The organism is Streptomyces sp. VTCC 41912, assembly GCF_045799175.1.
GTDB lineage: Bacteria > Actinomycetota > Actinomycetes > Streptomycetales > Streptomycetaceae > Streptomyces > Streptomyces albulus_C.
Window position 1 is genome coordinate 24,586 of sequence record NZ_JBJMAB010000029.1, and the last position, 23,636, is coordinate 48,221.

Annotated in this window: 19 protein-coding genes and 1 pseudogene; 9 read left to right on the forward strand and 11 right to left on the reverse strand. The window is 72.3% G+C overall.

Translation table 11 applies throughout. The annotated features are described in order from the left end of the window. Positions 1–34: 34 nt before the first annotated feature. Together ACJ6WD_RS30095 and ACJ6WD_RS30100 are read left to right on the forward strand one after the other, a co-directional pair. Positions 35–940 (forward strand): hypothetical protein, encoded by a 906-nt coding sequence (locus ACJ6WD_RS30095; protein ID WP_407616925.1) that lies wholly within the window; start codon positions 35–37, stop codon positions 938–940. Between the two features lie 179 nt (positions 941–1,119). Further along, complete coding sequence (locus ACJ6WD_RS30100; RefSeq protein ID WP_407616926.1) at positions 1,120–2,613, forward strand: family 43 glycosylhydrolase; 1,494 nt, start codon at positions 1,120–1,122, stop codon at positions 2,611–2,613. A 100-nt stretch (positions 2,614–2,713) separates the two neighbouring features. On the opposite strand, the gene ACJ6WD_RS30105 is transcribed toward ACJ6WD_RS30100, so the two are convergent. After that, entirely contained in the window at positions 2,714–3,919 is a 1,206-nt protein-coding gene (locus ACJ6WD_RS30105) for a GlxA family transcriptional regulator (RefSeq protein WP_376554325.1), read from the reverse strand. Positions 3,920–4,103: 184 nt separating this feature from the next. Here ACJ6WD_RS30105 and ACJ6WD_RS30110 point away from each other — a divergent pair, with 184 nt between their 5' ends. Continuing rightward, a complete protein-coding gene (locus ACJ6WD_RS30110) occupies positions 4,104–5,033 on the forward strand; it encodes an NADP-dependent oxidoreductase (RefSeq protein WP_407616964.1) in 930 nt (309 codons plus the stop codon). A 30-nt stretch (positions 5,034–5,063) separates the two neighbouring features. On the opposite strand, the gene ACJ6WD_RS30115 is transcribed toward ACJ6WD_RS30110, so the two are convergent. Then, on the reverse strand, positions 5,064–5,987 hold the full coding sequence (locus tag ACJ6WD_RS30115; protein WP_407616927.1) for an aminoglycoside phosphotransferase family protein: 924 nt from the start codon (positions 5,985–5,987) through the stop codon (positions 5,064–5,066). A 581-nt stretch (positions 5,988–6,568) separates the two neighbouring features. Between ACJ6WD_RS30115 and ACJ6WD_RS30120 the strand changes: the two genes are divergently transcribed. Then, a complete protein-coding gene (locus ACJ6WD_RS30120; protein ID WP_331248089.1) occupies positions 6,569–7,165 on the forward strand; it encodes an ankyrin repeat domain-containing protein in 597 nt (198 codons plus the stop codon). Continuing rightward, on the forward strand, positions 7,162–8,316 hold the full coding sequence (locus tag ACJ6WD_RS30125) for a YncE family protein (protein ID WP_407616928.1): 1,155 nt from the start codon (positions 7,162–7,164) through the stop codon (positions 8,314–8,316). Before ACJ6WD_RS30120 ends, ACJ6WD_RS30125 begins: the two co-directional genes overlap by 4 nt. Before the next feature lie 236 nt (positions 8,317–8,552). Here the strand turns inward: ACJ6WD_RS30125 and ACJ6WD_RS30130 are convergent, their stop codons facing one another. The 3 genes from ACJ6WD_RS30130 to ACJ6WD_RS30140 form a co-directional block, all read right to left on the reverse strand. Continuing rightward, positions 8,553–10,151 carry a peptidoglycan-binding protein gene (locus ACJ6WD_RS30130; protein ID WP_407616929.1) on the reverse strand — a complete coding sequence of 533 codons (1,599 nt, stop codon included), beginning with the start codon at positions 10,149–10,151 and terminating at the stop codon, positions 8,553–8,555. A 505-nt stretch (positions 10,152–10,656) separates the two neighbouring features. Beyond that, a complete protein-coding gene (locus ACJ6WD_RS30135) occupies positions 10,657–11,751 on the reverse strand; it encodes a PP2C family protein-serine/threonine phosphatase (RefSeq protein WP_376443568.1) in 1,095 nt (364 codons plus the stop codon). A 303-nt stretch (positions 11,752–12,054) separates the two neighbouring features. After that, positions 12,055–12,525, reverse strand: a complete 471-nt coding sequence (locus ACJ6WD_RS30140) for a MarR family winged helix-turn-helix transcriptional regulator (protein ID WP_233659163.1) — start codon at positions 12,523–12,525, stop codon at positions 12,055–12,057. 124 nt (positions 12,526–12,649) lie between these two features. Between ACJ6WD_RS30140 and ACJ6WD_RS30145 the strand changes: the two genes are divergently transcribed. Continuing rightward, on the forward strand, positions 12,650–13,072 hold the full coding sequence (locus tag ACJ6WD_RS30145) for a zinc-binding dehydrogenase (protein WP_407616930.1): 423 nt from the start codon (positions 12,650–12,652) through the stop codon (positions 13,070–13,072). A 10-nt stretch (positions 13,073–13,082) separates the two neighbouring features. Here the strand turns inward: ACJ6WD_RS30145 and ACJ6WD_RS30150 are convergent, their stop codons facing one another. After that, positions 13,083–13,721 (reverse strand): glyoxalase, encoded by a 639-nt coding sequence (locus tag ACJ6WD_RS30150; RefSeq protein WP_407616931.1) that lies wholly within the window; start codon positions 13,719–13,721, stop codon positions 13,083–13,085. 186 nt (positions 13,722–13,907) lie between these two features. Then, positions 13,908–14,867 (reverse strand): alpha/beta hydrolase family protein, encoded by a 960-nt coding sequence (locus ACJ6WD_RS30155; protein WP_407616932.1) that lies wholly within the window; start codon positions 14,865–14,867, stop codon positions 13,908–13,910. Between the two features lie 175 nt (positions 14,868–15,042). Between ACJ6WD_RS30155 and ACJ6WD_RS30160 the strand changes: the two genes are divergently transcribed. Beyond that, complete coding sequence (locus tag ACJ6WD_RS30160) at positions 15,043–15,639, forward strand: TetR/AcrR family transcriptional regulator (RefSeq protein ID WP_233659167.1); 597 nt, start codon at positions 15,043–15,045, stop codon at positions 15,637–15,639. 336 nt (positions 15,640–15,975) lie between these two features. Here ACJ6WD_RS30160 and ACJ6WD_RS30165 read toward each other — a convergent pair whose 3' ends face one another. Further along, positions 15,976–16,632, reverse strand: coding sequence for a L,D-transpeptidase (locus tag ACJ6WD_RS30165; protein ID WP_233659252.1), 657 nt, complete (start codon positions 16,630–16,632; stop codon positions 15,976–15,978). A 703-nt stretch (positions 16,633–17,335) separates the two neighbouring features. Here ACJ6WD_RS30165 and ACJ6WD_RS30170 point away from each other — a divergent pair. After that, a pseudogene (locus ACJ6WD_RS30170) lies at positions 17,336–17,632 on the forward strand (transposase family protein); the annotation flags it as partial. Positions 17,633–17,712: 80 nt separating this feature from the next. On the opposite strand, the gene ACJ6WD_RS30175 reads toward ACJ6WD_RS30170, so the two are convergent. Continuing rightward, on the reverse strand, positions 17,713–18,147 hold the full coding sequence (locus tag ACJ6WD_RS30175; RefSeq protein WP_407616933.1) for a VOC family protein: 435 nt from the start codon (positions 18,145–18,147) through the stop codon (positions 17,713–17,715). 162 nt (positions 18,148–18,309) lie between these two features. On the opposite strand from ACJ6WD_RS30175, the gene ACJ6WD_RS30180 reads away from it, so the two are divergent. Beyond that, positions 18,310–19,260 (forward strand): phosphotransferase enzyme family protein, encoded by a 951-nt coding sequence (locus ACJ6WD_RS30180; protein WP_407616934.1) that lies wholly within the window; start codon positions 18,310–18,312, stop codon positions 19,258–19,260. A gap of 138 nt (positions 19,261–19,398) precedes the next feature. On the opposite strand, the gene ACJ6WD_RS30185 is transcribed toward ACJ6WD_RS30180, so the two are convergent. Continuing rightward, a complete protein-coding gene (locus ACJ6WD_RS30185; RefSeq protein ID WP_407616935.1) occupies positions 19,399–22,317 on the reverse strand; it encodes a BTAD domain-containing putative transcriptional regulator in 2,919 nt (972 codons plus the stop codon). Positions 22,318–22,345: 28 nt separating this feature from the next. Further along, on the reverse strand, positions 22,346–23,113 hold the full coding sequence (locus tag ACJ6WD_RS30190; RefSeq protein ID WP_376440626.1) for an SDR family oxidoreductase: 768 nt from the start codon (positions 23,111–23,113) through the stop codon (positions 22,346–22,348). Between the last annotated feature and the right edge of the window lie 523 nt (positions 23,114–23,636).

Below are 23,636 nucleotides of genomic sequence, written 5' to 3' on the forward strand. Positions count from 1 at the left end.
CGGGCCGGACCCGTGGCTGGCCGGGCTGGCCCGCATGTTCCGGGCCCACTTCGCCGAGAACGAGGCCCACCTCGATCAGGTACGCAGCGACGTGCCCGCCGCCCTGGAATGCTTCGACCGGGCGGGCGACCGCTGGGCCCTGGCCAAGGCACTGCCGCTGCGCGCGCTGCTGCGGCAGTACGACGGGGACCTCGACGGCGCGCTGGCCGACCTCGACGAAGCCAAACGCCTGGCCCGCACGTTCGGGTCGCTCAGCCTCGACGACGAGGTCTTCATCGACCTGCGCCGCGTCGACGTGCACGAGCGGCTCGACGACGACGCGCGAGCGGGGAGGCTGGTCGCCGCGGCCCGCGAACGCGCGTGGCGCTCGGCCTCGCCCGAGCTGGCGATCGTGCTCGACGCCCGGGAGGCCGGTCTGTGCGTGCGCACCGGCGACCTGGAACGGGCCCGCGAGCTGGTCGAGTCGGCCGAGGCCGGGTTGTCCGAGCAGCTCCCGGTCGTCGGCCTCCACGGGCGCGCCCTCGTCGCCACGGCACGGGCCGCACTCTGCCTCGCACTCGGCGACGGGCCGGGCGCCGAGGAGGCACTGGACCGGGCGTACGCGGCTGCGGTCGACAGCAGGGACATGCCGTTCGCCGCGACGGTGGTGGTGACCGTGGCCGGCCTCGCCGCGCTCCACGGGCGGCACCGGGACGCGGCCGGCCTGCTCGGCGCGGCGGCCCGTCTGCGGGGCGCCCACGACCGCACCGACCCGCAGGTCCGCGCGCTGAGCAGCCGCAGCCGGCACGCGCTCGGCGACGACCGCTTCGCCGAGGCGTACGGGGCCGGCTGGAACCAGGACCCGGCGGCGGCCCTGGCCCACACCGATCCGGCGCGCCTGCGCTGCGTGCCGCCACCGTCCGCGGCACGTTCCGAACTGGGCGCCGCCGTGCAGCGGTGATCCTGAGCGGCCGTCAGACCGGCTGCCGGGGATGTTAGCGGGGTGTTAGTGACGTGGCAGGCGGGTGGGGGAGTGTGGGTGTCGTACGGCCGCCCACCGCGCCAGACTCCGTAGGTCGACATCCGTCCGGATGCGAGCCCGATGCCCAGCAGTTGCGCCACGGTAAGGAAGTGTCGCTGATGTCTCGTCAGTCGAAGATCGCCCTGTTCGCATCGTCGCTCACCTTGATCATCGGTCTGGTCTGCGCCGCACAGGACCAGGTGGTGGGCAGACCGCAGGCGCAGCCGGAAGCGGAAGTGGGGACCAGGGCGGGGCACGGGTCGGTGCCGGCGGTCCGGGCCGCGGGGACGTTCCGGAACCCGCTGAACACGGGTGCCGACCCGTTCCTCACCTACGCGAACGGGGCCTACCACCTCACCACCACCCAGAACGACAGCATCAAGATGTGGAGTTCGCCCTCGCTCGGCACACTGCTCGACGCGGACCCGGTCACCGTGTGGCGGGACACCGATCCCGCACGCGACCAGCACATATGGGCGGCCGAGTTCTACCGTTTCGGAAACCGCTGGTACATGTACTACACGGCCGACGACGGCGTGGACGAACACCACCGGCTGTACGTCCTGGAGTCGGACGCCGATGACCCGGCCGGGCCCTACCACTTCAAGGCGAAGCTGACCCCGCCCAACCACGCGAACGACTTCGCCATCGACCCGAGCGTCTTCCAGCACAACGGCAAGCTCTACCTCGCCTATTCGGGACTCAACCCCTACCAGCACAACGGCCTGAACATCGCCCCGATGTCCAACCCGTACACCGTCTCCGGGGACGCGGTGGCCCTCAAGGCCGACGGGGGCTGCCCGGAAGTCCGAGAGGCCCCCGAACTCCTCAACCGCAACGGCCGTACCTGGCTGACGTACTCGACCTGCGACACCGGCAAGCCCGACTACCAGCTGTGGATGCTGTCCCTGCCGGACGACGCCGACCCCTTGAAGCCCGCCGACTGGCAGCAGCACCCCGGACCGGTCTTCGGCCGCAACGACGCCAAGGGGGTGTACGGCCCCGGCCACCACGCCTTCTTCCGGTCACCCGACGGCACCCAGGACTGGATCGCCTACCACGCCAAGTCGACCTCGGCGTACACCTACGGCAACCGCACGACCCGGGCCCAGCCGATCGGCTGGCATGCGGACGGCAGCCCGGACCTCGGCCGGCCGCTCGCCGCGGGCGCCTCGCAGGCCCTGCCTGCCGGCGACCCGGCCAACGGCAACTACTGGATCAACGACGACGGCCGTTCGAGCGGGCCGGGCCAGGTCTCCTACCAGGGTGCCTGGAACTCGGGCAAGGGCTGCGCGGCCCAGTGCTTCTGGGGCGACGACCACTGGAGCGACCGGACGGGCAACACCGCGACCTTCACCTTCACCGGCACCCGCATCGCGCTGCTGTCCGTACAGGACACCGGCAACGGCATCGCCGCCCTCAGCGTCGACGGCGGCCCCGAAAAGCGCGTCGACTTCTACGCCTCGCCCCGGACGGGCGAGACGCTCCAGTACCTCAGCCCGCGGCTGCCCTCCGGCAAGCACACCCTGCGCGTCCGGGTCACCGGGGAACACGGCGCACCGTCCACCGGATCCTTCGTGAGCGTGGACCGGGCCGAGGTCTACACCAACTGAGACCGTCCGACGGCCCGACCGTCCGCGGCGGGTCCGGTGACCGGGCGCCGGGTGCCGCCGCGGACCCGCGCCGAGGCGTCGAGAGCTCCGAACCGCAGGCTCACCCGGACTCGCCGTGCCGCAGCACCCGGTCTGTGCCGCAGCACCCGCTTGGTGCGGCCCGTTCGTGCTGTTCGCGCGCCCCGACCGGTGATTTCCCGTCGCTGCCCGGGGTCGGCGGCGAGGCGCGGAAGGTGCGCCGGTACGTCGACGGGGCGACGCCCGCCTCCGCCGTCAGGTGGCGCCGCAGCGAGGTGGCGGTGGCGAAGCCGACCTCGTGGGCGACCCGTTCCACGGACAGGTCGCTGGACTCCAGCAGGTGCCGCGCCCGCCGCAACCGCTGCTGGGTCAACCAGCGGCCGGGGCTCAACCCCGTCTCCTCCCGGAAGCGCCGGGCGAAGGTTCGGGTGCTCATCGCAGCCTGTGCGGCCAACTCGTCCAGCGTGAGGGGCAGTTCCAGTCGTTGCAGCGCCCAGTCGCGGGTCGGCCCGGTGCCGGTGCCGCTCGCCGGCGGCAGCGGCCGCTCGATGTACTGGGCCTGACCGCCGTCCCGGTACGGGGGCACGACGCAGCACCGGGCGACGTGGTTGGCCACCTCGCTGCCGTGGTCCTTGCGGACCAGGTGCAGGCAGACGTCGACGCCGCTCGCGGCCCCCGCCGAGGTCAGCACGTCACCGTGGTCGACGAAGAGCACACCGGCATCGAGCTCGACCCGGGGGAACAACTCCTGGAAGTGGTCGGCGAGCGCCCAGTGGGTGGTGGCCCGCCGCCCGTCCAGGAGGCCGGCGGCGGCCAGCAGGAAGGCACCGGTGCAGATGGACACCAGCCGGGTGCCGGGGCGGACGAGGGACAGCGCCGCGAGCGCCCGCGGGTCCGGGGCGAGGACCGAGTCCCGGGAGACCGCGTACGGAGGGATGACCACCGTGTCCGCCTCGGCCAGGACTTCGGGACCGTGCCCGGGGGTGACGGTCAGGTCCGCGTCGGTGCGCACGGCCCGTCCGTCCGCGCTCGCGGACAGCACCTCGTAGCGGCCGCCAGCGGACCCCAGGACCCGGTGCGGAATGCCGAGTTCGAAGGGGTAGACGCCGTCGAGGGCCAGGACGACGACCTTGTGCGCGCCGGGCCGCGGGACCAGGTGCGTCCGACGGTCCGGTTCCGCCGCGCGGTCGGCGAGGTCACCGGCCCGGGAGGGCACGGCGGGCGCGGGGCGGGCGGTGGCAGTGCCACGGGCACCGGGGACGCGGTGGGCGGCAGGCTCGATGGGCATGGCAAGAATGTATCGAAGGCTGACCTTCTGGCCATCGCTCCGGGGCGGACCGTACGGCCAAGATCGAGGCATGACTTCGACGCACACCCCCGACGACCTCAACGCGCCCGATGCGACGGCCATGACGAACCCCCCTCACTCCGCGGAATCTCCGGGCCGCGCCGCCCCGAACGGCGTCCCCCTGATGCACGCCCTGCACCAGACGACCCTCGGCGGCCCCGAAGTCCTCCGACTGACCGAGCTTCCCCGGCCCGCGCCCGGCCCCGGCCAGATCCTCGTCGCCGTGCACGCCGCCGGCCTCAACCCCACGGACTTCAAGCACCGAGCCCTGCGCGTCTTCCTGCCGTCCCCGCCGCTGACCCTCGGCTGGGACGTCTCCGGCACCGTGGTGGAGACCGGCTACGGGGTCACCCTCTTCCGGCCCGGTGACGAGGTGTTCGGCATGCTGCCCTACCCGCACGGGGCCGGTTCCCACGCCGAGTACGTGACCGGGCCCGCCCGCGCCTTCGCCGCCAAGCCGGCCGGGATCGACCACGTCCAGGCGGCCGCTCTGCCGCTCGCCGCGCTCACCGCCTGGCAGGCCCTCGTCGACACCGCGGGACTCCGGGCCGGTCAGCGCGTGCTGATCCACGCCGCGGCCGGCGGCGTCGGCCATCTCGCCGTCCAGATCGCCAAGGAGCGCGGCGCGCACGTCACCGGGACGGCGAGCGCCCCCAAACACGACTTCCTGCGGGAACTCGGCGCGGACGCCTGCATCGACCACCGCTCCGAGGACTTCACCGACACCGAGGAGCGCTACGACGTCGTCCTCGACGCCCTCGGCGGACAGACCGCCACCCGCTCCGTGCAGGTGATCGGCCCCGGCGGTGTCCTCGTCTCCCTCCTACCGGGCGCCGAGGACACCCTGGCCACTGCGGAGAAGGCACAGGTCCGCGCCGTCACCCTGCTCGTCGAGCACGACCAGGCCGGAATGCGCGCCATCGCCGAACTCGTCGACCGGGGCAGGCTCCGCGCCCACGTCTCCGACACCTTCCCGCTCGCCGAAGGCGCCCGGGCCCACGTGTTGGGGCAGACCGGCCGGACCACGGGCAAGCTGGTCCTCACCGTGCGCTGAACGCGGGACCTCCCCTGCGAGGAGGCTTGTTCACTGGCCGACGGTCGCCGTGAGGCGTCGCAGTGCGGCGTGGGCGGGCGGGCCCCAACTGGGCTTGCCTCCCGGCCGGCCGCGTACGCCGGCGTCCGCGATGTGGATGCCGGCGAGGGCGCGCAGCACCGCCCAGCCGCGGGCGCGACGCAGGGTCGCCGCGTCCGGGCTCGGCCGGTAGGTCTCGTGGAAGCGGTCGACGGCACCGTCCGGGAGCAGGATCCAGGCGGCGGCGAGGTCGCAGGCCGGGTCGCCGGCGAAGAGGTCGCCGAAGTCGATCACACCGGAGAACGTGCCGTTCTCGGTCAGGACGTTGGCCGGGTGCAGGTCGCCGTGGAGCCAGAGGCGCGGGCCTGCCCACTCCGGCGCCGCGGCGGCGTCCGCCCAGACCGCGCGGACCGCCTCCGGGTCACGAATCAAGCCCAGCTCGGTGGCCGCGGCGAGCCCGTGGGCGAAGCGTTCGGCCTGGCCGGTCAACGGTCCCCCGCGGTCTCGGCCTGCCGGCGCCCCGTCGGGGGCGGGCCGGTGAAGAGCGGTCAGGAAGGCGGCCAGGCTGACCGCCGCCTCCGCGGAACGCGTCGCGGGAGCGCGGTCGGCAGGCTCGCCCGGCACCCACGTGGTGACGAGCCAGGGCCGCGGAAACCGTGCGGAGGGCTCACCGAGGCGCTGCGGGACGGGGATCGGCAACGGAAGGTGCGGGGCGAGGGCGGGCAGCCAGACGTGCTCCTTGCGCAGCAGCGCGTCCGCGGACTGCGTCGCCCAGGGCAACCGCACCGCGAGGTCGTCGCCGAGCCGCCACATCTGGTTGTCCCAGCCGAGCGCCCCGAGCTTCAGCGGACGGTCCGCCAGATCGGGGTGCTGCTCGCGCAACAGGTCACGGACCACGTCCGCTGTGATGTCCCTCGTGGAGTCGGTGGCTGTCATGCGGAGCAACGGTAGTAGGGGAGCGGCAGGGCGGGGCACCGACCTGCTCGACGGTTCCTGGGGTACCCCGTTCGTCGAGGACCGTGGAGCTGGCGCCGAGGCCCTCGGAGGCGCGGCCACGGCGGTGTCAACCGATCGGTTGACACCGGTGTCAACCGATCCGCGCGTCGCGGTGAGCCGGTCCGACGACGTCACGCAGCCGGCCGCGGCCCAGGATGGATACGCATACGCATACGCATACGAGTAGGGCTAGGGATACCGAGACGGATAGGGCCGGACGTCCCAACGCATGTGACAGGCATCGGAGTTGATGGGAGGTGAGCCCCGTGAAGGACGGCGAACGGGCCGCCAAGCGTGTCCGGGCCGTCATCGGAGTTTCCGCTTCCGGCCTCGTCAGCTCTCCGACTCCGACGGCGCACGGAACCCCACGTGCCGTGCGCCGTCGGCCCCGCCTGTCCGCAGCCCGCATCCGCGCCGGGCTGCGGGCGGGCATCGGGATCGCGGTCCGCACGAAGGCGGCGACGACGCTGTCCGTGTTGCGCACCCGTACCCGCACCCCCTGGAGTTCAAGGAGCACCACGATGACTGACCTCGACCGTGCCTTGAGTGCGGCCGCCAGGCACGGCGACGCCGATGCCGTGCGCGCCGCCCTCGACGGAGGTGCCGCGGTGGACACCCGTGACGCACACCGCCGCACGCCCCTGCTGCTGGCCGCGCTCGGCGACCACGTGCCGGCGGCCGAGGTGCTGGTGGCCGCCGGCGCCGACCCGAACGCCCAGGACGACCGGGACGACAGTGCGTGGCTGGTCACCGGCGTCACCGGCAGCGTCGCCATGATGCGTGCCCTGCTCCCGGCCGGGCCCGACCTGACGGTGACCAACCGCTTCGGCGGCACGTCCCTCATCCCGGCTGCCGAGCGCGGTCACGTCGCCTACGTGCGTGCCGTGCTCCGCGAGACCGACATCGACGTCGACCACGTGAACCGGCTCGGCTGGACCGCGCTGTTGGAGGCCGTGATCCTCGGCGACGGCGGCAGCGCCCACCAGGAGATCGTCGAGCTGCTGATCACCGCCGGCGCGACCCTGAACCTGCCCGACAAAGACGGCGTCACCGCCCTCAGGCATGCCGTGCGTCACGGGTACACCGAGATCGCCGACCTGCTCAAGGCCATCCGGTGACGCGGGCCGCGCCCCGGCAGCGGGCCCTGTCGGCCGGCCGCGCCCAGGCCGTCATCGCCTCCCTCGCGCTCGTCGTCACGGGGTGCACCGCCGGTGGGGCGGACGGCGCGGCGGCACCGCACGACGGTACGCCGTCCGCCGTCGCGAAGAGGGTCCCCGCGCCCGCCGGCCGGACGCCCGACGGCACCGTGCTCGTCGCCGACTTCGGCGCCGACACCGTGACGTTCGTCGATCCCGCCCGCGGCGCCTTCGACTCCGTACGCGTCGGCACCGCCCCGTACGGGCTGGCCGTCGGCGACGACGGCCGTGCCTGGGTCGCCACCGCCGAGGGCGTCGCCGTCGTCGACACCACCGAACGCCGGCGGATCACCCGCATCCCGTATGAGACGACGGGCATCGGCGAGCCGACGCACGGCGAATACCGCGGCGGCGGCATGGGCATCGCGCTCGCCCCTGACGGGCGTCATGCGTACGTCGGCGTCAACCGGCCCGGCGGCAACGGCACCGTCGAGGCGATCGACACCCGCAGCCTGAAGGTCACCGGGGTCGCCGAGGTGGGCCGCCGTCCGTTCGACGTGGACGTCGCACGCGACGGGCACGAGGTGTACACCACGGATCACGACTCCTTCGACGTCACCGTGGTGACCCCGGGCTCCCTCCGCACCCGGCGCATCGAGGTCGCCCCCTACGGCACCGAAGGCGGCCTGGGATCCTGGCTCAAGCCGCACTACACCGCCGTACGCCCGTCGGACGGCAGGTTGCTGCTGCCGTTCGAAGGGGAGCGGCTGGCCGTGGTCGACCCGGAGACGGGCCGCACGCGCATCGAGCGGATGACCGCCGACACCCACCAGCACGGCGTCACGATCACCGCCGACGGTACGCTGTTCGCCGTCGGCACCGGCCCCATCGACCCCTCCCGGGACAAGGGCCCGTCGCTGACCGTGCGCACCCCGCAGGGCCAGGAGAAGGTGATCCCGCTGGACGGTCCCCACGAGGACGTCGCGGTCTCGCCCGACGGCCGCACCGCCTACGTCACGGGCGGCTTCACCCGCGACGGCTACTGGAACGGCATCTCCGTCGTCGACGTGGACTCCGGCACCGTCCGGCGCCTCGCCGCGGGCGACCGCCCCTTGGGCATCGCGATCCTCTGACCGGCGGGTCGCGGAGAACCCGGCACACGGCTGGCGACGGCTGCGCTGGGCGGAGCTCGCACGTCGCACCGGCGACCCGATCGTCCGCGAGGGGCACTGGCCTTCGTTACGCAGCGACCCTGACGGCCGTACAGGGAACGGGAGTTGGGCGTCGAACGCCGTCGCTCGCCTCGCGGCGGCGGCCGTTGCGGGGGAGGACCGGCGCGGCTTCGGCCGAGGCCGCGCCTCGGACGTCGTCAGCGGCGGGTGACCGCGTTGGCGGAGAGCCCGCGGTCAGTGAGCTGTTGGGCGTAGAGACTGGTGGGGAGGGTGTGGTGGCCGGGTGACTGGACCTGTCCGTCGCTTCCGCCCTGGAGGGCTCCGGTGCAGCCGATGGCCCAGTTGTGGGCGGTCGGGGGTTCCTGGACCATGTAGCTCTGGGTGGTGCAGTTGTAGGCGGTGCTGTTGGCGTCGGACCAGCCGTGACCGCCACCGCGGGTGCCGTTGTTGACCAACAGCAGCGAGCCGTCGAGCGTGACGTTGTCGTACAGGGTGCCGCTGCCCCAGCGCTGGTGGCCGCCGGCGTCGTAGGTGTCCTTGACCAGGGTGGCCTTGCAGTCGACGAAGGCATTCGGGCCGGCCTGGCGGCCGTAGGTGGTGAAGGCGTGGACCTTGGTGGCGGTCACCGCGCAGTCCTGGACGAGGTTCTGTTGGCCTTGGAGCAGGTACGCCTCGGAGCGGGCGGAGCTGTCGGTGGTCAGCGTGTCCAGGGCCTGGGTGCGCAGGACGGAGATGCGACGGGACTGGGGACCGAGCGCGGTCTGACCGCTGCCGCCGAAGTGCCGCCAGGTGACGCCGGCGATCCAGGAGTCCTGGACGGCGTTGAACTCCCAGGGCGCGGCGTTGTAGAAGGTCTTGGCGTAGTCCGGGGCGGCGGCCATGGCCCGGCCGTCGAGGGCGAGGTCCTCGATGCCGACGTGGTCGATGCGCGGGAAGGCGTAGCGGTAGACGGTGGCGCGGGTGTACTGCTTCTCCAAGGCGTTGGTGAGCGGAACGTCGAGGGTGATCCGCCGCCCCTTGATCGCGGTGATCTTCCGCTCGAAGCGCAGGCTCCAGTTGGGGGTGAAGATGCCGTGCATGCCGATCGCGTCGATCCACGCCTGGGTGGTGGGCCGCTCCACCACCACCTCGTCGCCGACCTTGAGCCCCGCGGTGCCGGCGAGGGTGAGGCCGGTCGCCCCGACGGGCACGTAGCCGTCGGTGACTGGCTCCGCGTCACCGACCCGGGTGTACGAGGACTTCCTGCCGATCGTGATCAGCGTCCGAGCGGTAGCGGTGTCCGCGACCAGCGTGGTGCCCGAGGCCCCGCTGCCGGCCCCGCGCAGGGCGACTCCGCCGGCGTCGAGGTGGAGTTGGCCGGCGATGTGGTAGCTGCCCGGCGCTAGTTGGACCGCGCCGCGCACACCGTCCTTGCCCACGGGCAGGGCGGACGCCTTGTCGAGTGCGGCCTGGATCGCGGCGGTCGCATCGCCGGGGCCGGGGGCAGGCACGGTCACCCGAGTCGCGACCTTCGGCAGCGGGACGCCCCCGCCCTCGTAGCCGGCGTAGGAATAGTCCGGTACGCGGTTGCCCTGTGCGTCCCGCCCGTAGACCAGCCGTCCGCCCTTCGTGCTGATCCACGTACCACCGACGGGGGAAGCGGACGCCGCCGAACGCTTCCCGGCCCCGGTACCTGTGTCAGGGCTGCCCTGGGCCGCCACCTGGGTGACCACGACAGCTGCGACCCCGGCGACCACGGCCCCCGCCGACGCCCACGCGTACCGGCGACTGCGCGTCCGGTTCCTGACCTGATCCACTGGGGGCTCCCGTTGCGGTGTGGGGATGATCTGTACTGGTCAAGAGGGCGAGCCGGGGTGGGAAGTTCGGGCATCGACAGATGCTTGGGACGCCCTTGGCGATTTCGAGGCGAAACGATGGCCAAGCGCTGCTCCGGACACGAGGGCGCGCCAGGAATGGGGGTGAGGGGACAGGAGTTGGCCGTTGCCCACCTGCCCCACCTGCCCGCTGCCCCGCTCCTGGCTCGTCGCCCGACACGCCGCCGGTGTGCGACTGTCCTCCGTGGGCGTCTCGGCCGTGCCCACTGGTGCCCGCGACGCGCGACGGAAGGCGCACCATCCCCGCTGCGACCAGCGGGGCCCGTCCCACGCGTTCGCCCCGAACAGGCCCCGGCCGCTGAAGGTGTCGCTGCCCAGGGCGATGCGCACGCCTGGATCGGCGACCTCCTTGACGTTGTCTCGACAATCCGGATGGATGGCCGACGACCACAGCCCGGCCGCCCGCTGGCCGTGACCCGGGCCGGGCCTACTCCGAGGGGTCGCGCAGACGCACGGCGAGGGCGGCGATGTCGTCGTCGAGGCGTCCCTTGCTGTAACGGAGGAGGTCGCGGTGAAGGGCCGTGAGCAGCTCGTGGGGCGGCCTCGGCAGCTGTCGGCGCATCCAGGCGGCCAGCGGGAAGAACTCGCCGTCGCGGGCGCGGGCCTCGGTGACCCCGTCGGTGTAGAGGAGCAGCAGGTCGCCGGGGGAGAAGTCGAAGGCGTCGATGGTGTAGTGATCGCCGATCAGCTCCGCGAGGTTGAGCAGCGGCGAGGGGGCGGTGGGTTCGAGGGCGCGGAGTTCACCGTGGTTCAGGAGCAGCGGCGGCGGGTGTCCGCAGTTGAGGATCTCGATGCGCCCGCCCCTGTGCGGCATCTCGGCGAGCAGGGCGGTGGCGAAGCGCTCCACCGGCCCCTCGGCGGGAAAGGCGGCGTTGTAGCGGGCGCAGCTGGCGTCCAGGCGGCGCGCCACGCTGACCATGTCGGCCTCGCCGTACGCCGCCTCCCGGAAGGAGTTGACGATCGCCGCGGCCGCCCCCACGGCCGGCAGCCCCTTGCCCCGCACGTCGCCGATGAGCATCCTGACCCCGTATCGCGTGTCGACCACCTCGAAGAAGTCCCCACCGATACGGGCCTCCGCCGCGGCCGCGAGGTACAGCGACTCGATCTCGATGTTCCCGAAGCGGCGCGGCATCGGGCTCAGCACCACCTGCTGCGCCGCATCGGCGACGAGCCGCACCTGAAAGAGGGTCCGCTCCCGCTGGAGCCGGACGTGGCTTCCGTACGCCGCCGCCACGGTGACCGCGATGATCCCCCCGGCCGTCCACCACGTCCCCAGACCGGGGAACACGATGCTGAGGCCGATCATCAGGAAGAGGCAGACCGTCCCCAGCAGGACGGTGGGCAGCACCGGCCACATGGCGGCGGCGAGGGCCGGTGCCGCGGGCAGGAGACGGCTGAAGGCCATCTCCGGGGGAGTGGTGTAGGCCAGGCTGGCGATGACGACGGTGAGGACGACCGGCGAGAGCCGCACGAGCCTCCACCGGCCGTATCGAAGGAGCCGCTGCCGCCCAGACCCAGTCACGCTCCACAGAATATCTATACAAAGCAGACAAAGCGCTCTGATGGGCCGGATTCGGGCCGCTTGTCGCCGGCCGGTCGTGGCGTGCCGCCACGGTTTCGGCGCTCGCCCTCCCGGGCCGCGCCGGTGTCGCCCGGCCCCGCGGTCCTCTGCCGCGCGCGCCGCGGCCCCGCACCGCAGCCCGTCGCGCGCGGCCGTTCACCTCGGTGGCGGACGCCGAGGCCGGCGCGGTCGTGAAGCTGCTGTGTTGCGGCTCGGCGGCCCCGGCCCGCGTGAATCGGCTTCCGTGTCCGTTGTCCCTCGCGGCTATTCCTCGCGGCCTGATCGACGGGCCAGGGCCTGGCCCGCGCCCTGGTTGGCGACGAGGGCGCGCAGGAAGCCCCGGACGGCGTCGAGGTCGTGGCCGGCGGCGGCCTTGGCGATCCGTGCGTTCAGCTCCGCCTCGGCCTCGGCGACGCCGCGGGCCGCGCGATGGCCGGCCGGGGTGAGCGTGAGCTGTACGTGCCGCCGGTCCTCGGCGCCCTCCTCGCGGCGGACCAGGCCGGCGGCAACCAGGCGGTCGACCAGCCGACTGGGGTTGCCGCCGCTCTCGCAGACCAGTAGCGCACCGAGCCCGGACAGGGTGAGCGGCTGACGCTCCGCCAGGAGTCGCAGCACCTCGCCTTGGGCGGGCGTCACGCCCAGTGGTCGCAGGGCCGCCGCCAGCGTCCGGTTGCCCTCGCGCTGGGCGGCGAGCACCAGATAACGCACCTCTTCCACCGCGTCCATCGCATCCATATCCAAAAGATTACACGGCATTGATTGATACGGCATCGAGCCACCGGGTCCGGTATTGAGGGCCTCACCTTCCCAATAGATGTCGTGTAACTCGATGATGCGACACGGGAAGTGGTGGGGAGTCATGAACGAGATCGCCTTCCGGAAGATCCTCGTCGAGCGCTTCGGCGGACCCGACGTGTTGCGCACCGTTCGGGCGACGCTGCCCGCACCCGCACCCGCACCCGCACCCGCACCCGCACCCGCGCCCGCGCCCGGCTACGCCCGGGTCGGCACGGCCTCCGCGCCGGGCGCCCGGCAGGCGCTGGCCCGAAACGGCGTGGAGTTCATCGACCACCGGCACGAGGACTCCGAGGCCGTCCTCAACGACCGCGAACCGGGCGGCGTCCAGGCCGTCTTCGACCACGTCGGCGGCCCGGCCCTGCGCAAGGGGTACCGGGTACTGGCCCCCGGCGGGGTGCTGGTGAGCTACGCGGCCAGCGGCCAGCGGCCTCGCAACCCGCATGATGCACGCACGGGGAGGCGTACCGGCGGTTGGGAAAGGTGACTGGCCCCGGTCAGGTGGTCGTGGTCAGTGGCGCATGGGAGCTGGCTTCCCAGACGAAGTCGTCCAGGTCTCGGCAGGGACTGGCGGCGCCGGAGAGCACGAGGCGGTGGGACCCGGTGCCCTCGGCGGAGACGCCCACGTCCTTGGCGAGACCGCGGCGCTTGTACAGCGCGAGCTTGACGTGACCGGGGGCGCTGGCGAACTCGACGTACTTGCCGCCGAAGCTCTTGCCCACGCTCAGGCCCCGGTCCGCGTAGAACTGCTTGGCGGCCTTCACGTCGTCGACGCCCAACAGGAGCACGAACTCGTCGACGTCCCGGGTGACCGGGCCGGTGTCCTTCTTCGCCGCCGTCGCGATCTTCAGGATCGTGCCGTCCGGTGCCTGGACAACGCCGCCGTAGCCCCACAGTGACTTCGAGGGGCCCTTGAGCGCGGTGGCCCCGGCGGCGAGCGCCTCGTCGACGAGGGCGTCGACGTTGCCCGGCTGGGACACCACCAGCGACAGTGCGAATCCGCGGAAGCCGGTCGTAGGGTCCCCGGCTGCCCGTAGGCGCAGGTGCGGCGAGTCGGGCCCGAGGACGGTGGAGTAGAAGCGGGTGGCGGCCGGGAGGTCGGCCACCTCCAAGGTGACGGTGTCGATGGAGTTCATGCCGTCGACGTTAGGGCCGGCCGGGTGACCGGCGCTTCTTGAAAACTGACCGCTTCCGGATGCCGCACGGATGCCGCCTGGGAACGGAGCCGGCACGCCCGGCAGTCGTCCGGCGCGGCAGCCGTCCGGCGCGGCAGATCGGACGACGGCGCCGCGGCCCGTCCGACGCGGGGCGGGACTGCGGAGCTACTTGGTTTCGACGTGTCCTACTGCGTCGGGGCCGCTCGTCAGTTCCTCGCAAGTGGTCTGCCAGGTAAGGGAATTGGGGTGGAGTTGGGAATGGAGGTAGGCCGCGGTGAGCTGGGCGAGGGCGGCGACGCGCGCCGGGTTCTCGTCGGTGGTCTCGGCGGCGTCGTATCCGGCGATCCCGCCGAGACCGTGTTCCGCGTCGAAGAGGGTGAGCAGGGTTTTGGGGCCGGGAGCGAGGGTGTAGGGGTCGCAGTGCCAGGCCGGCCCCATGTCCGTGAAGTGCCGGGAGTCGTCCTTGTCGCCGGCGACGACCAGCGCGGGTGCGGTCATGGTGGAGAAGTCGACGGCCCCGACGATCGGCCACTGCGCGGCCATGGGCCCGTTGAAGACGTCGCCGCCTCTGCCGGGCGCGGCGAGCAGCACGCCCGCCTTGATCCGTGGCTCGACGAGGTGCACCACGTTGCCGGTGTCGGGGTCGGTGAGCCCGGCACCGAGCAGGAGGGCGGCGGTGAAGCCACCGAGCGAGTGTCCGGCGAGGGCGATCTTGGCGTGGTCGATCCGCCCGGCGAGCTGCGGCACGGCGTTCTCGATCACGTCGAGCCGGTCGAGGACGTGGGTCATGTCCTCGGCGCGGGAGCGCCAGAAGTCGGGCGCGCCGGGGGCGTCGGCGACCAGGTGGGTCAGGGTGCTGGAGGTGAGGTGGGTGGGTTGGACGACGACGAATCCGCGTGCCGCCCAGAAGGTGGCGAGCGGCGCGTAGCCGTTGAGCGAGGAGAGGTTGTTCGAGGGGCCGTGGCCGTGGGAGAGGAGGATGACGGGGAGGTCGGTTCCGGTCGCGGGTGCGGAGACGCGTACTTGCAGATCGACGGGGCGTCCGGGCACGGGCAGGACCAGGGGGCTGAAGGACAGGACCGGCGCGGGCGCGCCGAAGGCGTCGGCGGTAGTGGGTGCGCTCATGGTGTGGGTTCCCTTTCGGTGGCGCCGGCCGCCCGGCGGTCTCCTGCGGCCGGCCGGCGGGCGGGCAAGGCGGGGTCAGGGGCGTCCCGCTTCGACTAAGCTGAAACGGAACGCTGCTCCATTTAGTATCCGGAGCGCTGTTCCGCTTTGTCAATCGGTGTTGAAGGAGAACGCGATGGCCGCCGAGGGCCCTGCCGGGCAACCGCCGTCCCGAAGCAAGCGGGCCGACGCCCAGCGCAACCGGGAGACGGTGCTCACGGCCGCGGCCGCGGTCTTCGTCACCGCCGGCGTCGACGCACCGATCCGCCAGATCGCCGCCCGGGCAGGCGTCGGGATGGCCACGATCTACCGCCACTTCCCGACCAGGGCGGACCTCGTCACCGCCGTGTACCAGCATCAGATCGAGGCATGCGCCGAAGCCGGCCCGAACTTGCTCGCCGAAGCCGACACACCACTCGCCGCACTGCACCAATGGGTCGACCTCTTCGTCGACTTCCTCGTCACCAAGCACGGCCTCGCCGACGCCCTGCAGTCCGACAGCGACCGCTTCGCCGCACTGCACGCCTACTTCCTGGACCGCCTGCTGCCCGTGTGCGCCCAACTCCTCGACGCCGCGGTCGAGTCGGACGACATCAAGCCCGGCGTGCAGCCCTACGAGCTGATGCGCGGCATCGGCAACCTCTGCATCGGACGCGACAACGACCCCCGGTACGACCCCCGACGCCTGGTCGCCCTCCTCCTCCAGGGACTCCGACGACCGCAGACGTCCTGATGCCCCTGAATTGCCACCGCCCGACAACGAGGCAGCCGCCGGCCGGCAACGGCGCCCCTGAGCTGGCGCTGCCGCTTCCCATGAACGCCGACCACGCCATCACCAGGACAAGTAGGTTGGCGCGTAACGGCTTTGGCGACTGCGGGAGTTCGCTGTCCTGATCGGCTGCCTGGCGATGTGGGGTTGGGCCCTGTGAAGGTGGTGGGGGAGGAGGTACCTGGCCTGGTCGTCGGTCCATGGCGGTCCATGGCGGTCCACGTCGGCACGGGGCGGGGCCACGAAGCGGCCGCGCGCACCGCGTGCGGAACGCGGCCGAGGAGGGTTCCGCGACGCACCCTAATAGCGAGTGATCGCGGTGGGCCCGGAGGTGGTCCCGATCGCGATGTGCGGCCGCTGCCGGGGCTCGACCCAGGCCAGGATCCGGCGCACTGCGTCCGCGGGCGCGGAGACGCACCCAGCTGTGGCCGCACGCCCGTTGACGTGCAGAAAGATGCCCGCGCCCCGGCCGCGAACCGGCTTCTCGTAGTTGAAGCCGATGACGAGCGCGTGCGCGTACTGGGTGCCGTAGTCGGCGAGGTGCTCGGCCTCGGCGGCGCGACAGTCGGCGGGCAGCGGTTCGGCCCAGCGGTTGTAGGCGCGCGAGTGCTCGTCCTGGCACCACCAGGAGTTCCGGTTCACCCGGCGGTACGACACCGAGGTCCCGCTTGGCGCGGCCTTGATCCCGAAGGCGTAGGGAAGGTCGTACAGCCCGGTGGGGGTGGTGTCGGTGCCCTGAACGCGCTTGCTGCCCTCCACGAGACCCTTCGCCCCGAACCGGGCGGGCGCGCTGCCGGCCATGACCCACCTGCCGCCCCGCCGGTCCCACCAGGTCAGCGCCCCTGTCGTGGCATCGGTGCGGGGCGCGACGGCGATGATCAGCTGACTGCCCCCGCCGGTCTCGGCCAGCCGGTCCGGCAGCGGCGGACCGCTGCCGAGCGGGGGCAGGGCGAACAGGACGGCTGAGAGCGCGACAACGGCAGGGACGACGGCCACGGCAACCCCCTAAGGGAGAGGGACGGTTGCTCAGAAGTTACTGGGCAGCGACGAAAGAGGCAGCCCGGCAGGGCCGTCGCTGCGTCTCCGGCTTGCCCGCTGAGAGTACGAAGCCCGGCGGACGGTGGTTTCCGTCGGCGGTGAGATGGATCTTGAGTTCAGACGAGCACGGGCACGAGCACGGTCGCCCGGCGGACCGTTGCTTCCGGGCCTCCAACGCCGAGACGCCAACGAGAAGCAGGATCGCTGCTACCGCCAGAATGCGTGTGACACTCCAGGTCGCTCCCACCAGCGCCTCCTGGGCGTCCGCCTCTGCTGACAGCCGCATGGAAGTTTCCACGAGAGCCACCGCTGGAACCAGGATCCTGAAAGGCAGCCGGTAGTGGCCGGCCCGTGCGAAGTACCCGGCTATTCCGCAAAGAGATCCGAGGAGGAGAGCGGAGATCCGCATTGTGTGCTCAGGCGAGGGCTGGTGGGTTGGCTCCCTCCACCCGCCAGATTTCTGGTCTTCGCCCGTGGCCTGGGAGGTTCTTCTGGCGGAGATCCAGCAGTTCAACAGCTCCGTGCGCGAGGGAATCACCGCTTTGGGCGTCGACCCGGCCTTCATCCCGGGGGTCTGACGCATGTTCCGGCCCAGTCGGGCCGGGAATGCGGTGATCACGACGTGGCTGGAGTGACCACGGCATCGGAACCGTCCTGGATATCGCCGTTCACCGGGCTGAGTGCGCGCTGTTTCGGCAAGTTGGTGACCATGCTTCGGCGCGAAGGAGCGAACACAGTACGGCGGGGCCGACCATGGAGCCTGCCGCTGGAAGACCGACTCCCGCTGGTCGCCGCCTACTCGCGTACCAACCTGACGCTGCGCGAGCTCGCTCCGCACTTCGGCGTCTCGAAGTCCGCGGCCGACCGCATCGTCGATCACCTCGGACCTCTGCTCGCGCTCCGGCCCCGCAAGCGGTTCTGAAAGGGGTAACTCCCGCCCCATACGAGCCCAGGGAGGTCCAAGGAGGTGGCTCCCCGCCTCCTTGGCTCGGAGAATGTTCAGTCGATACAGAACTCGTTGCCCTCGATGTCCAGCATCGGGATGCACGACTCGTTTTCCTCATCGGCGTACAGCGTTTGCACGTGGGTCGCACCGAGCGCGACCAGTCGTGCGCACTCGGCTTCGAGCGTGGCGAGGCGCTCGTCCCCCACGAGCCCGGTGCCGACCCGGACGTCGAGATGCACCCGATTCTTGACGATCTTGCCTTCGGGGACACGTTGGAAGTACAGGCGCGGACCCACCCCTGAGGGATCACTGCAGGCGAACCATGATCCCTGCTTCTCGGGCGGCAGGGTGCGGTTGAAATCGTCCCAGGTGGTGAACCCCTCCGGTGGCGACGGTATGACGTACCCCAACACTTCACACCAGAAGCGCGCGAGGCGCTCAGGTTCTGCGCAGTCAAAAGTGACTTGGAACTTCTTGATCTCTGACATCGGCGCACCGTACCGCGTACCAGGGGCCCTGTCGCTCATTTCCTCAGGCGGACCCGCCAGCCACCCGTCGCATCGGGGGCACAACAGTCTTTTAAATACCGTGAGTTGATGAGCGCGGCGGCCTAGTCTGGGAGCCCGATTTCCGTGCGGAGGATTGCCACGATGGCTGACCGTTGTGCCCCGCCCGATCACCCCACCCAAGCAGAGCCGATGCCCCACGATCCGCAGACGGTTGCCCAGCTGCTTGCGGACCACTGGGCGCTTCACGCGGCTGAAGTCACCCTCCTCGAAGGCGGAATGAACTCCCTGACGTGGGAGGCCCGCTCAGGGGGCACGCGGTGGGTGGTGAAGGTGGTACCTCCGGAAGCCGAGGACGCGTTCGTGTTCGGACTTGGGCTGGCGAAGCGACTGGAGCGCGACGGAATACCTGCGGGGGCTCCCGTGGCGACGACCCGTGGTCGGTCGATCGTGCCGTTCGGCGGCCAGGTGATGGCGCTGCTGCGCTGGGTCGAAGGTCGCGGATTGACCGGCGAGTCACACACCGAACTGGGCGTGATGGGCTCCACGTTGGCCCGAGCCCATCACGCGCTCGGCACGCAGGACGGCAAGGGCACCGGCCCGACCCGCCTGTATCTCCCGTCGGAGCACCTGGATGTACGCCCCTGGCTCAGGCCCGTGATCACCAATGTCATGGCCCGGCTCGACCCGCTCGACCTGCGGTCGTTGACCTGGGGGCCGGTGCACGGCGACCCCGCTCCAGACGTCTTCCGCCTCGACCCGGTCAGTGGTGTCTGCGGAATGATCGACTGGAGCGGGGCCGGTGTGTTGCCGCGGGTGTACGACCTGGCGGCGCTCGTGATGTACCGCGGGCCGGATTCCATGCGGCCACTGATCGACGCCTATGTGGCGGGTGGTGCACTGACCCACGAAGAGGTCGAGCGAGCGCTCCACCCCCTGCTGGACTACCGCTGGGCCGGCCAAGCCGCTTACTTCGCCGGCCGGATCGCTCGCGGGGACCTCACGGGGATCGACGGCCCGCAGGTGAACGAGGCCGGGTTGGAAGCCGCACGTCAGTGGTTCGCCGCACGGGGCGATGACCACTCGGGACGATGACCACTCGGGGCGATGACCACTTGGGGTGATGACCAAGCGGGGTGAAGACCACTGCCTGTCGGCTTGCCGTCCGTAGCCGCCAACCAGGTCCATAGCCGCCAACCAGGTCCTTCTTCTACGGGAGCGCGCACCGCGCGTTCACCGGTCCGCGGCCGCGGCTCCGAGGACGGACTCCACGGCCTTCCCGGACAAGCCCAGCATGTGCAGCACCTCCGGGACGCGCGCTCCGACCGCGGCGGCGACCTCGGCGGCCTGCCGGTAGTGCTCGCGCGCTTCCGCGTGGTGGCTCCGGGCCGCGGCGACGCGGCCGAGGCCGATGAGCGTGCGCACCCGGGGCCCAAGACTCTTGATCCAGTGCGGATCGATCCGTTCCAGCGCCTCGCTGTAGAGCCGTTCCGCCTCTGCCAGGTCGCCCTCCTCCAGGGCGACGTCGCCCAGCCCGCGCAGCGCAGCCGCCAGGTAGGTGGAGCCGCCGGCGCGGCGGGCGAGCGCGGCAGCCTTCGCGTAGGCGGTACGGGCTCCGGCCGCGTCGTCGCGGGCGAGGTGGTCGCCCCGGTTGACCAGCAGGTCGGCACTGTCCTCCAGGGCGCCGAGCTGTTCGGTGAGCTCCAGGGCCTCGTCGGTCAGTGCGGCCTCCCGTGTCCGGTCGCCGCGCGCACCGGCGACGCCGGCCAGCGCGTCCAGGGCCAGCGCGATTCCCCAACGGTCCCCGAGCGAACGGAAACCCTCCAGGGCCTGTTCGAAGGCGTCCTCGGCCGTCGCGGCCTCCCGCTGGCCGAGGTGCCCGAACCCCGACACGTAGTGGGCGGCGGCCCGGGCCCACGGCTCGGGACAGTCGCGCTGGGACGACACGAGCGCGAACGCACCCCGCGGGTCCGGTCCGCCCGCGTTCCGCAGCATCCACAGCAGCAGGACGACCGGGTAGCGGCCCGGCCGGTCGCCGGGCCACGCGGCCGCCAGCGCCTCGCCGGCCGCCGCCCGGTGCCGCAGCCACACCTGCCTCCCGGCTTCGCCCGTCGCCGAAGCCGCGCCGGCGAGCAGCACGCACGTCGCGTACTCCTCGCCGAGCCCTTCGGGGGCCGTCTCGCCCACCGATGCGAGCAGTGCGATCGCCAGGGGAGCGACCGACGCGGACGCGCCCCGGACCCACAGGTAGGTGAACGCCGCGGCGAGCAGTTCGGAGGCCGTCTCCACTGCCGGCTCCTCAACTGCCCAGCGCAGCGCCGCCAGGAGGTCACCGTGCTCGGCGGCGACCACGGGCCGCCACTCCAACTGCTCGGCCCGCCGCAGATGCGGGTCCGCCGTCCGTACGAGATCCAGCAGGCGCTGGGCGTGGGCACGCCGCACGGCGGTGCCTTCGCCGGCCTCGTCGAGCCGTTCGGCACCGTAGGCGCGGATCGTCTCCAACATCCGGTAGCGGCCGCCCGCGACCTCCAGCAGCGACTTGTCGGCCAGCGCCTCCAGCGTCTCACCGTCGGTGCCGCACACCCGAAGCGCGGAGCGGGCCGTCGCGCCCCCGGCGAAGACCGTGAACCTGCGCGCGGCCCGCTGCTCGGGCTCGGAGAGCAGGTCCCAGCTCCAGGCGACCACCGAGCGCAGCGTGCGGTGCCGCGCGTCCGCCGTGCGGCTGCCGCGGGCGCCGACGGCTAGCAGGTCGTCCAGCCGGCCCGCCAGGTCGTCGATGTCCAGGGTGCGCGACCGCGCCGCCGCCAACTCGATGGCCAGCGGCAGGTCGTCGAGCGCCGCGCAGATCCGCCGCACGACCTCGGGGTCGGCGGTGAAGCCGCGCCGCACGGCACCGGCCCGCTCGGTGAACAGTTGTACGGCCGCGTCCCCGTCGAGCGGCCGCACGGGGTAGAGGTGCTCGCCGGTGATGCCGAGCGGCTCCCGGCTCGTCGCCAGCACGCGCAGCCGCGGGCAGGTCGTCAGCAGCCGTGCCGCCAGCCCGGCGACCTCGTCGACGAGGTGCTCGCAGTTGTCCAGGACGAGCAGCAGCGCTCGGTCGGACAGCGCCGCGACCAGACGATCGACCGGCGTCTTCGCGTCACCGCCCATCTGGAGCCCGTTGCCACGCAGGCCGAGCGCGCCCAGCACGGCGTGCGGCAGGCCGGCGCCGTCCCGCAGCGGGGCCAGCTCCACAAAGCACAGCTGGCCCTCGATGCCCCCGGCCCCCGCGACCTCGACCGACAGTCGGGTCTTGCCGACGCCGCCGGGCCCGAGGAGGGTGACCAGCCGGGCCGCCTTCAGCAGTTCGGCCACCTCGGTCACCTCGTTCGCGCGCCCCACGAAGCCCGTCAGCTGGGCGGGCGGAGCGGCGGGCGACGGCGTCGGATCGGTGCGCAGCAACTCCCCGTGCAGCGCCGTTAGTTGGGGCGAAGGATCGGCGCCCAGCTCGTCGGCCAGGCGTCGCCGGGTCTCCTCGAACACCACCAGCGCCTCGGCCTGCCCGCCCTCGGCGAACAGCGCCCGCATCAGCAGCCCCGCCAGTCGCTCCCGGAGTGGATGGCGGCCGACCAACTCGCGCAGCTCAGGCACGAGCGGCCGGTGCCCGTCGAGCCGCAGCCCCGCTTCGATGCGGTCTTCCAACGCCCCGAGCCGGCACTCTTCCCACCGCGCGGCGGCGGCCCGGGCCGTCTCGCTCTCGGGCAGGTCGGCCAGCGCCGGTCCACGCCACAACTCCAGCGCCTCGCCCAGCAGTACGAGCGCCCGTCCGGCGTCGCCGTCGGTCAGTGCCGCCCGTCCCGCTCCGGCCAGGCGCTCGAACCGGGAGGCGTCCACGTCGTCCGGATCGACCACGATCCGATACCCGGCGCCGGCCCGTTCGATCGCCGCCCTGGCGCCCAGCGCGGAACGGAGCCTGGACACCTGGGACTGCAGCGCATGCGCCGAGAGCGCCCCGGTGGGGTCCATCTCGTCAGCCAACCGATGCGTCGGGACGACCTCTCCGGGGCGCACCAGCAGCAGGGCCAGCAGCGCCCGCCGGGCCGGCCCACCCAACGGGACCTCGCCACCGTCGCCGTGCCGCACTCGGGTCTCGCCGAGGATTCCGAACTGCATGCGCGCGATTATTCATGCGCGCGCAGGCTCATGGGGCGAGGGGGCCCAGGAAGGTTCCGCCCGAGACGTCGACGGTCTGGCCGGTCACCCAGCGGCCCTGCGGGCCGGCCAGGAACGCGACGACGTCCGCGACGTCCTCGGGCTCGCCCAACCGCCCCAGCGCGGTGATCGACTCCAGCCCGGCCACCACCTCGGGGACGGAGGTGTAGCCGGCGATCATGTCGGTCCGCACGGCGCCCGGCGCGACCGTGTTCACCGTGATGCCGCGCCGGCCGAGCTCGTTGGCCAGCGACGGCGCCATCGACTCCAGTGCCGCCTTGCTGATCGTGTAGGCGATCTGGGTGGAGACCGCGAACCGGCTGGCCGTGGAGCCCATGTTGACGATGCGTCCGCCGTCGTTGAGCAGCGCCATCGCGCGTTGGATCACGAAGAACGGGGCGGCGACGTTGATCCCCATCAACCTGCCGAACTCCTCCTCGGTGACCCGCGAGATCGGGTTGCCCGAGCTGATGCCCGCATTGTTGACCAGGACGTCCAGCCCGGCTCCCGCCAGTCCCACGGTCAGCTCCTCGAACAGCCGGTCCACCGCGCCGTCCTCGCCGAACCGGGCCCGGATCGCGAACGCCCGGCCGCCCGCCTCCTCGATCCGCCCCACGACTTCCTCGGCCGCCCGGTCGTTGCCGCCGTAGTGGACGGCGACCAGCGCGCCCTCTGCCGCCAGCCGCAACGCGACCGCCCGGCCGATTCCCCGCGAGCCGCCGGTCACCAGCGCCGTCTTGCCAGTCAGAACGTTCATCGTCGCTCCCTGTTCGGTGGCCGGTCCGCGGTGGATCCGGCGATGCCCCCACAATCGCCGCCAGCCCTCACCGGAAGCTCACCGCCGGCTCACCGGGTTACGTCGACGCCAGTCGACCTGACGATCGCACCGAACGCCGCCGTGCACCTGGACGCCGTCCAACGGCGAGCAGGGGCGTGCGGCGGCGAGCGTGGGCAGGGGTGGTTGGACCTGCTCCCCGACGGCATCGAGACCGTCATCGGCACCGACAGCACCCTCGACGAGACGGTCGACCGCATCCTGCACGACACCGGCCTCGCCGGCCTTCACCCACGTGAGGAGGAGCGCCGGGAGCACCCACCCCGCCGCGCCGCACTCGTGCCGTCCAGATCGCCGCCGCCCCGCCGCCGCCCCGCCTCCGCTGCGACGACGCGTACGCGCCGGGACTGGACTCCAACGGGAGGTGGCGGCTGCCGGTCTGATCAGGCATCGGCGGCGCGCTTTGTCGTGGATTTGTAACGGGCGGGGGTGGGGCGCAACGAGC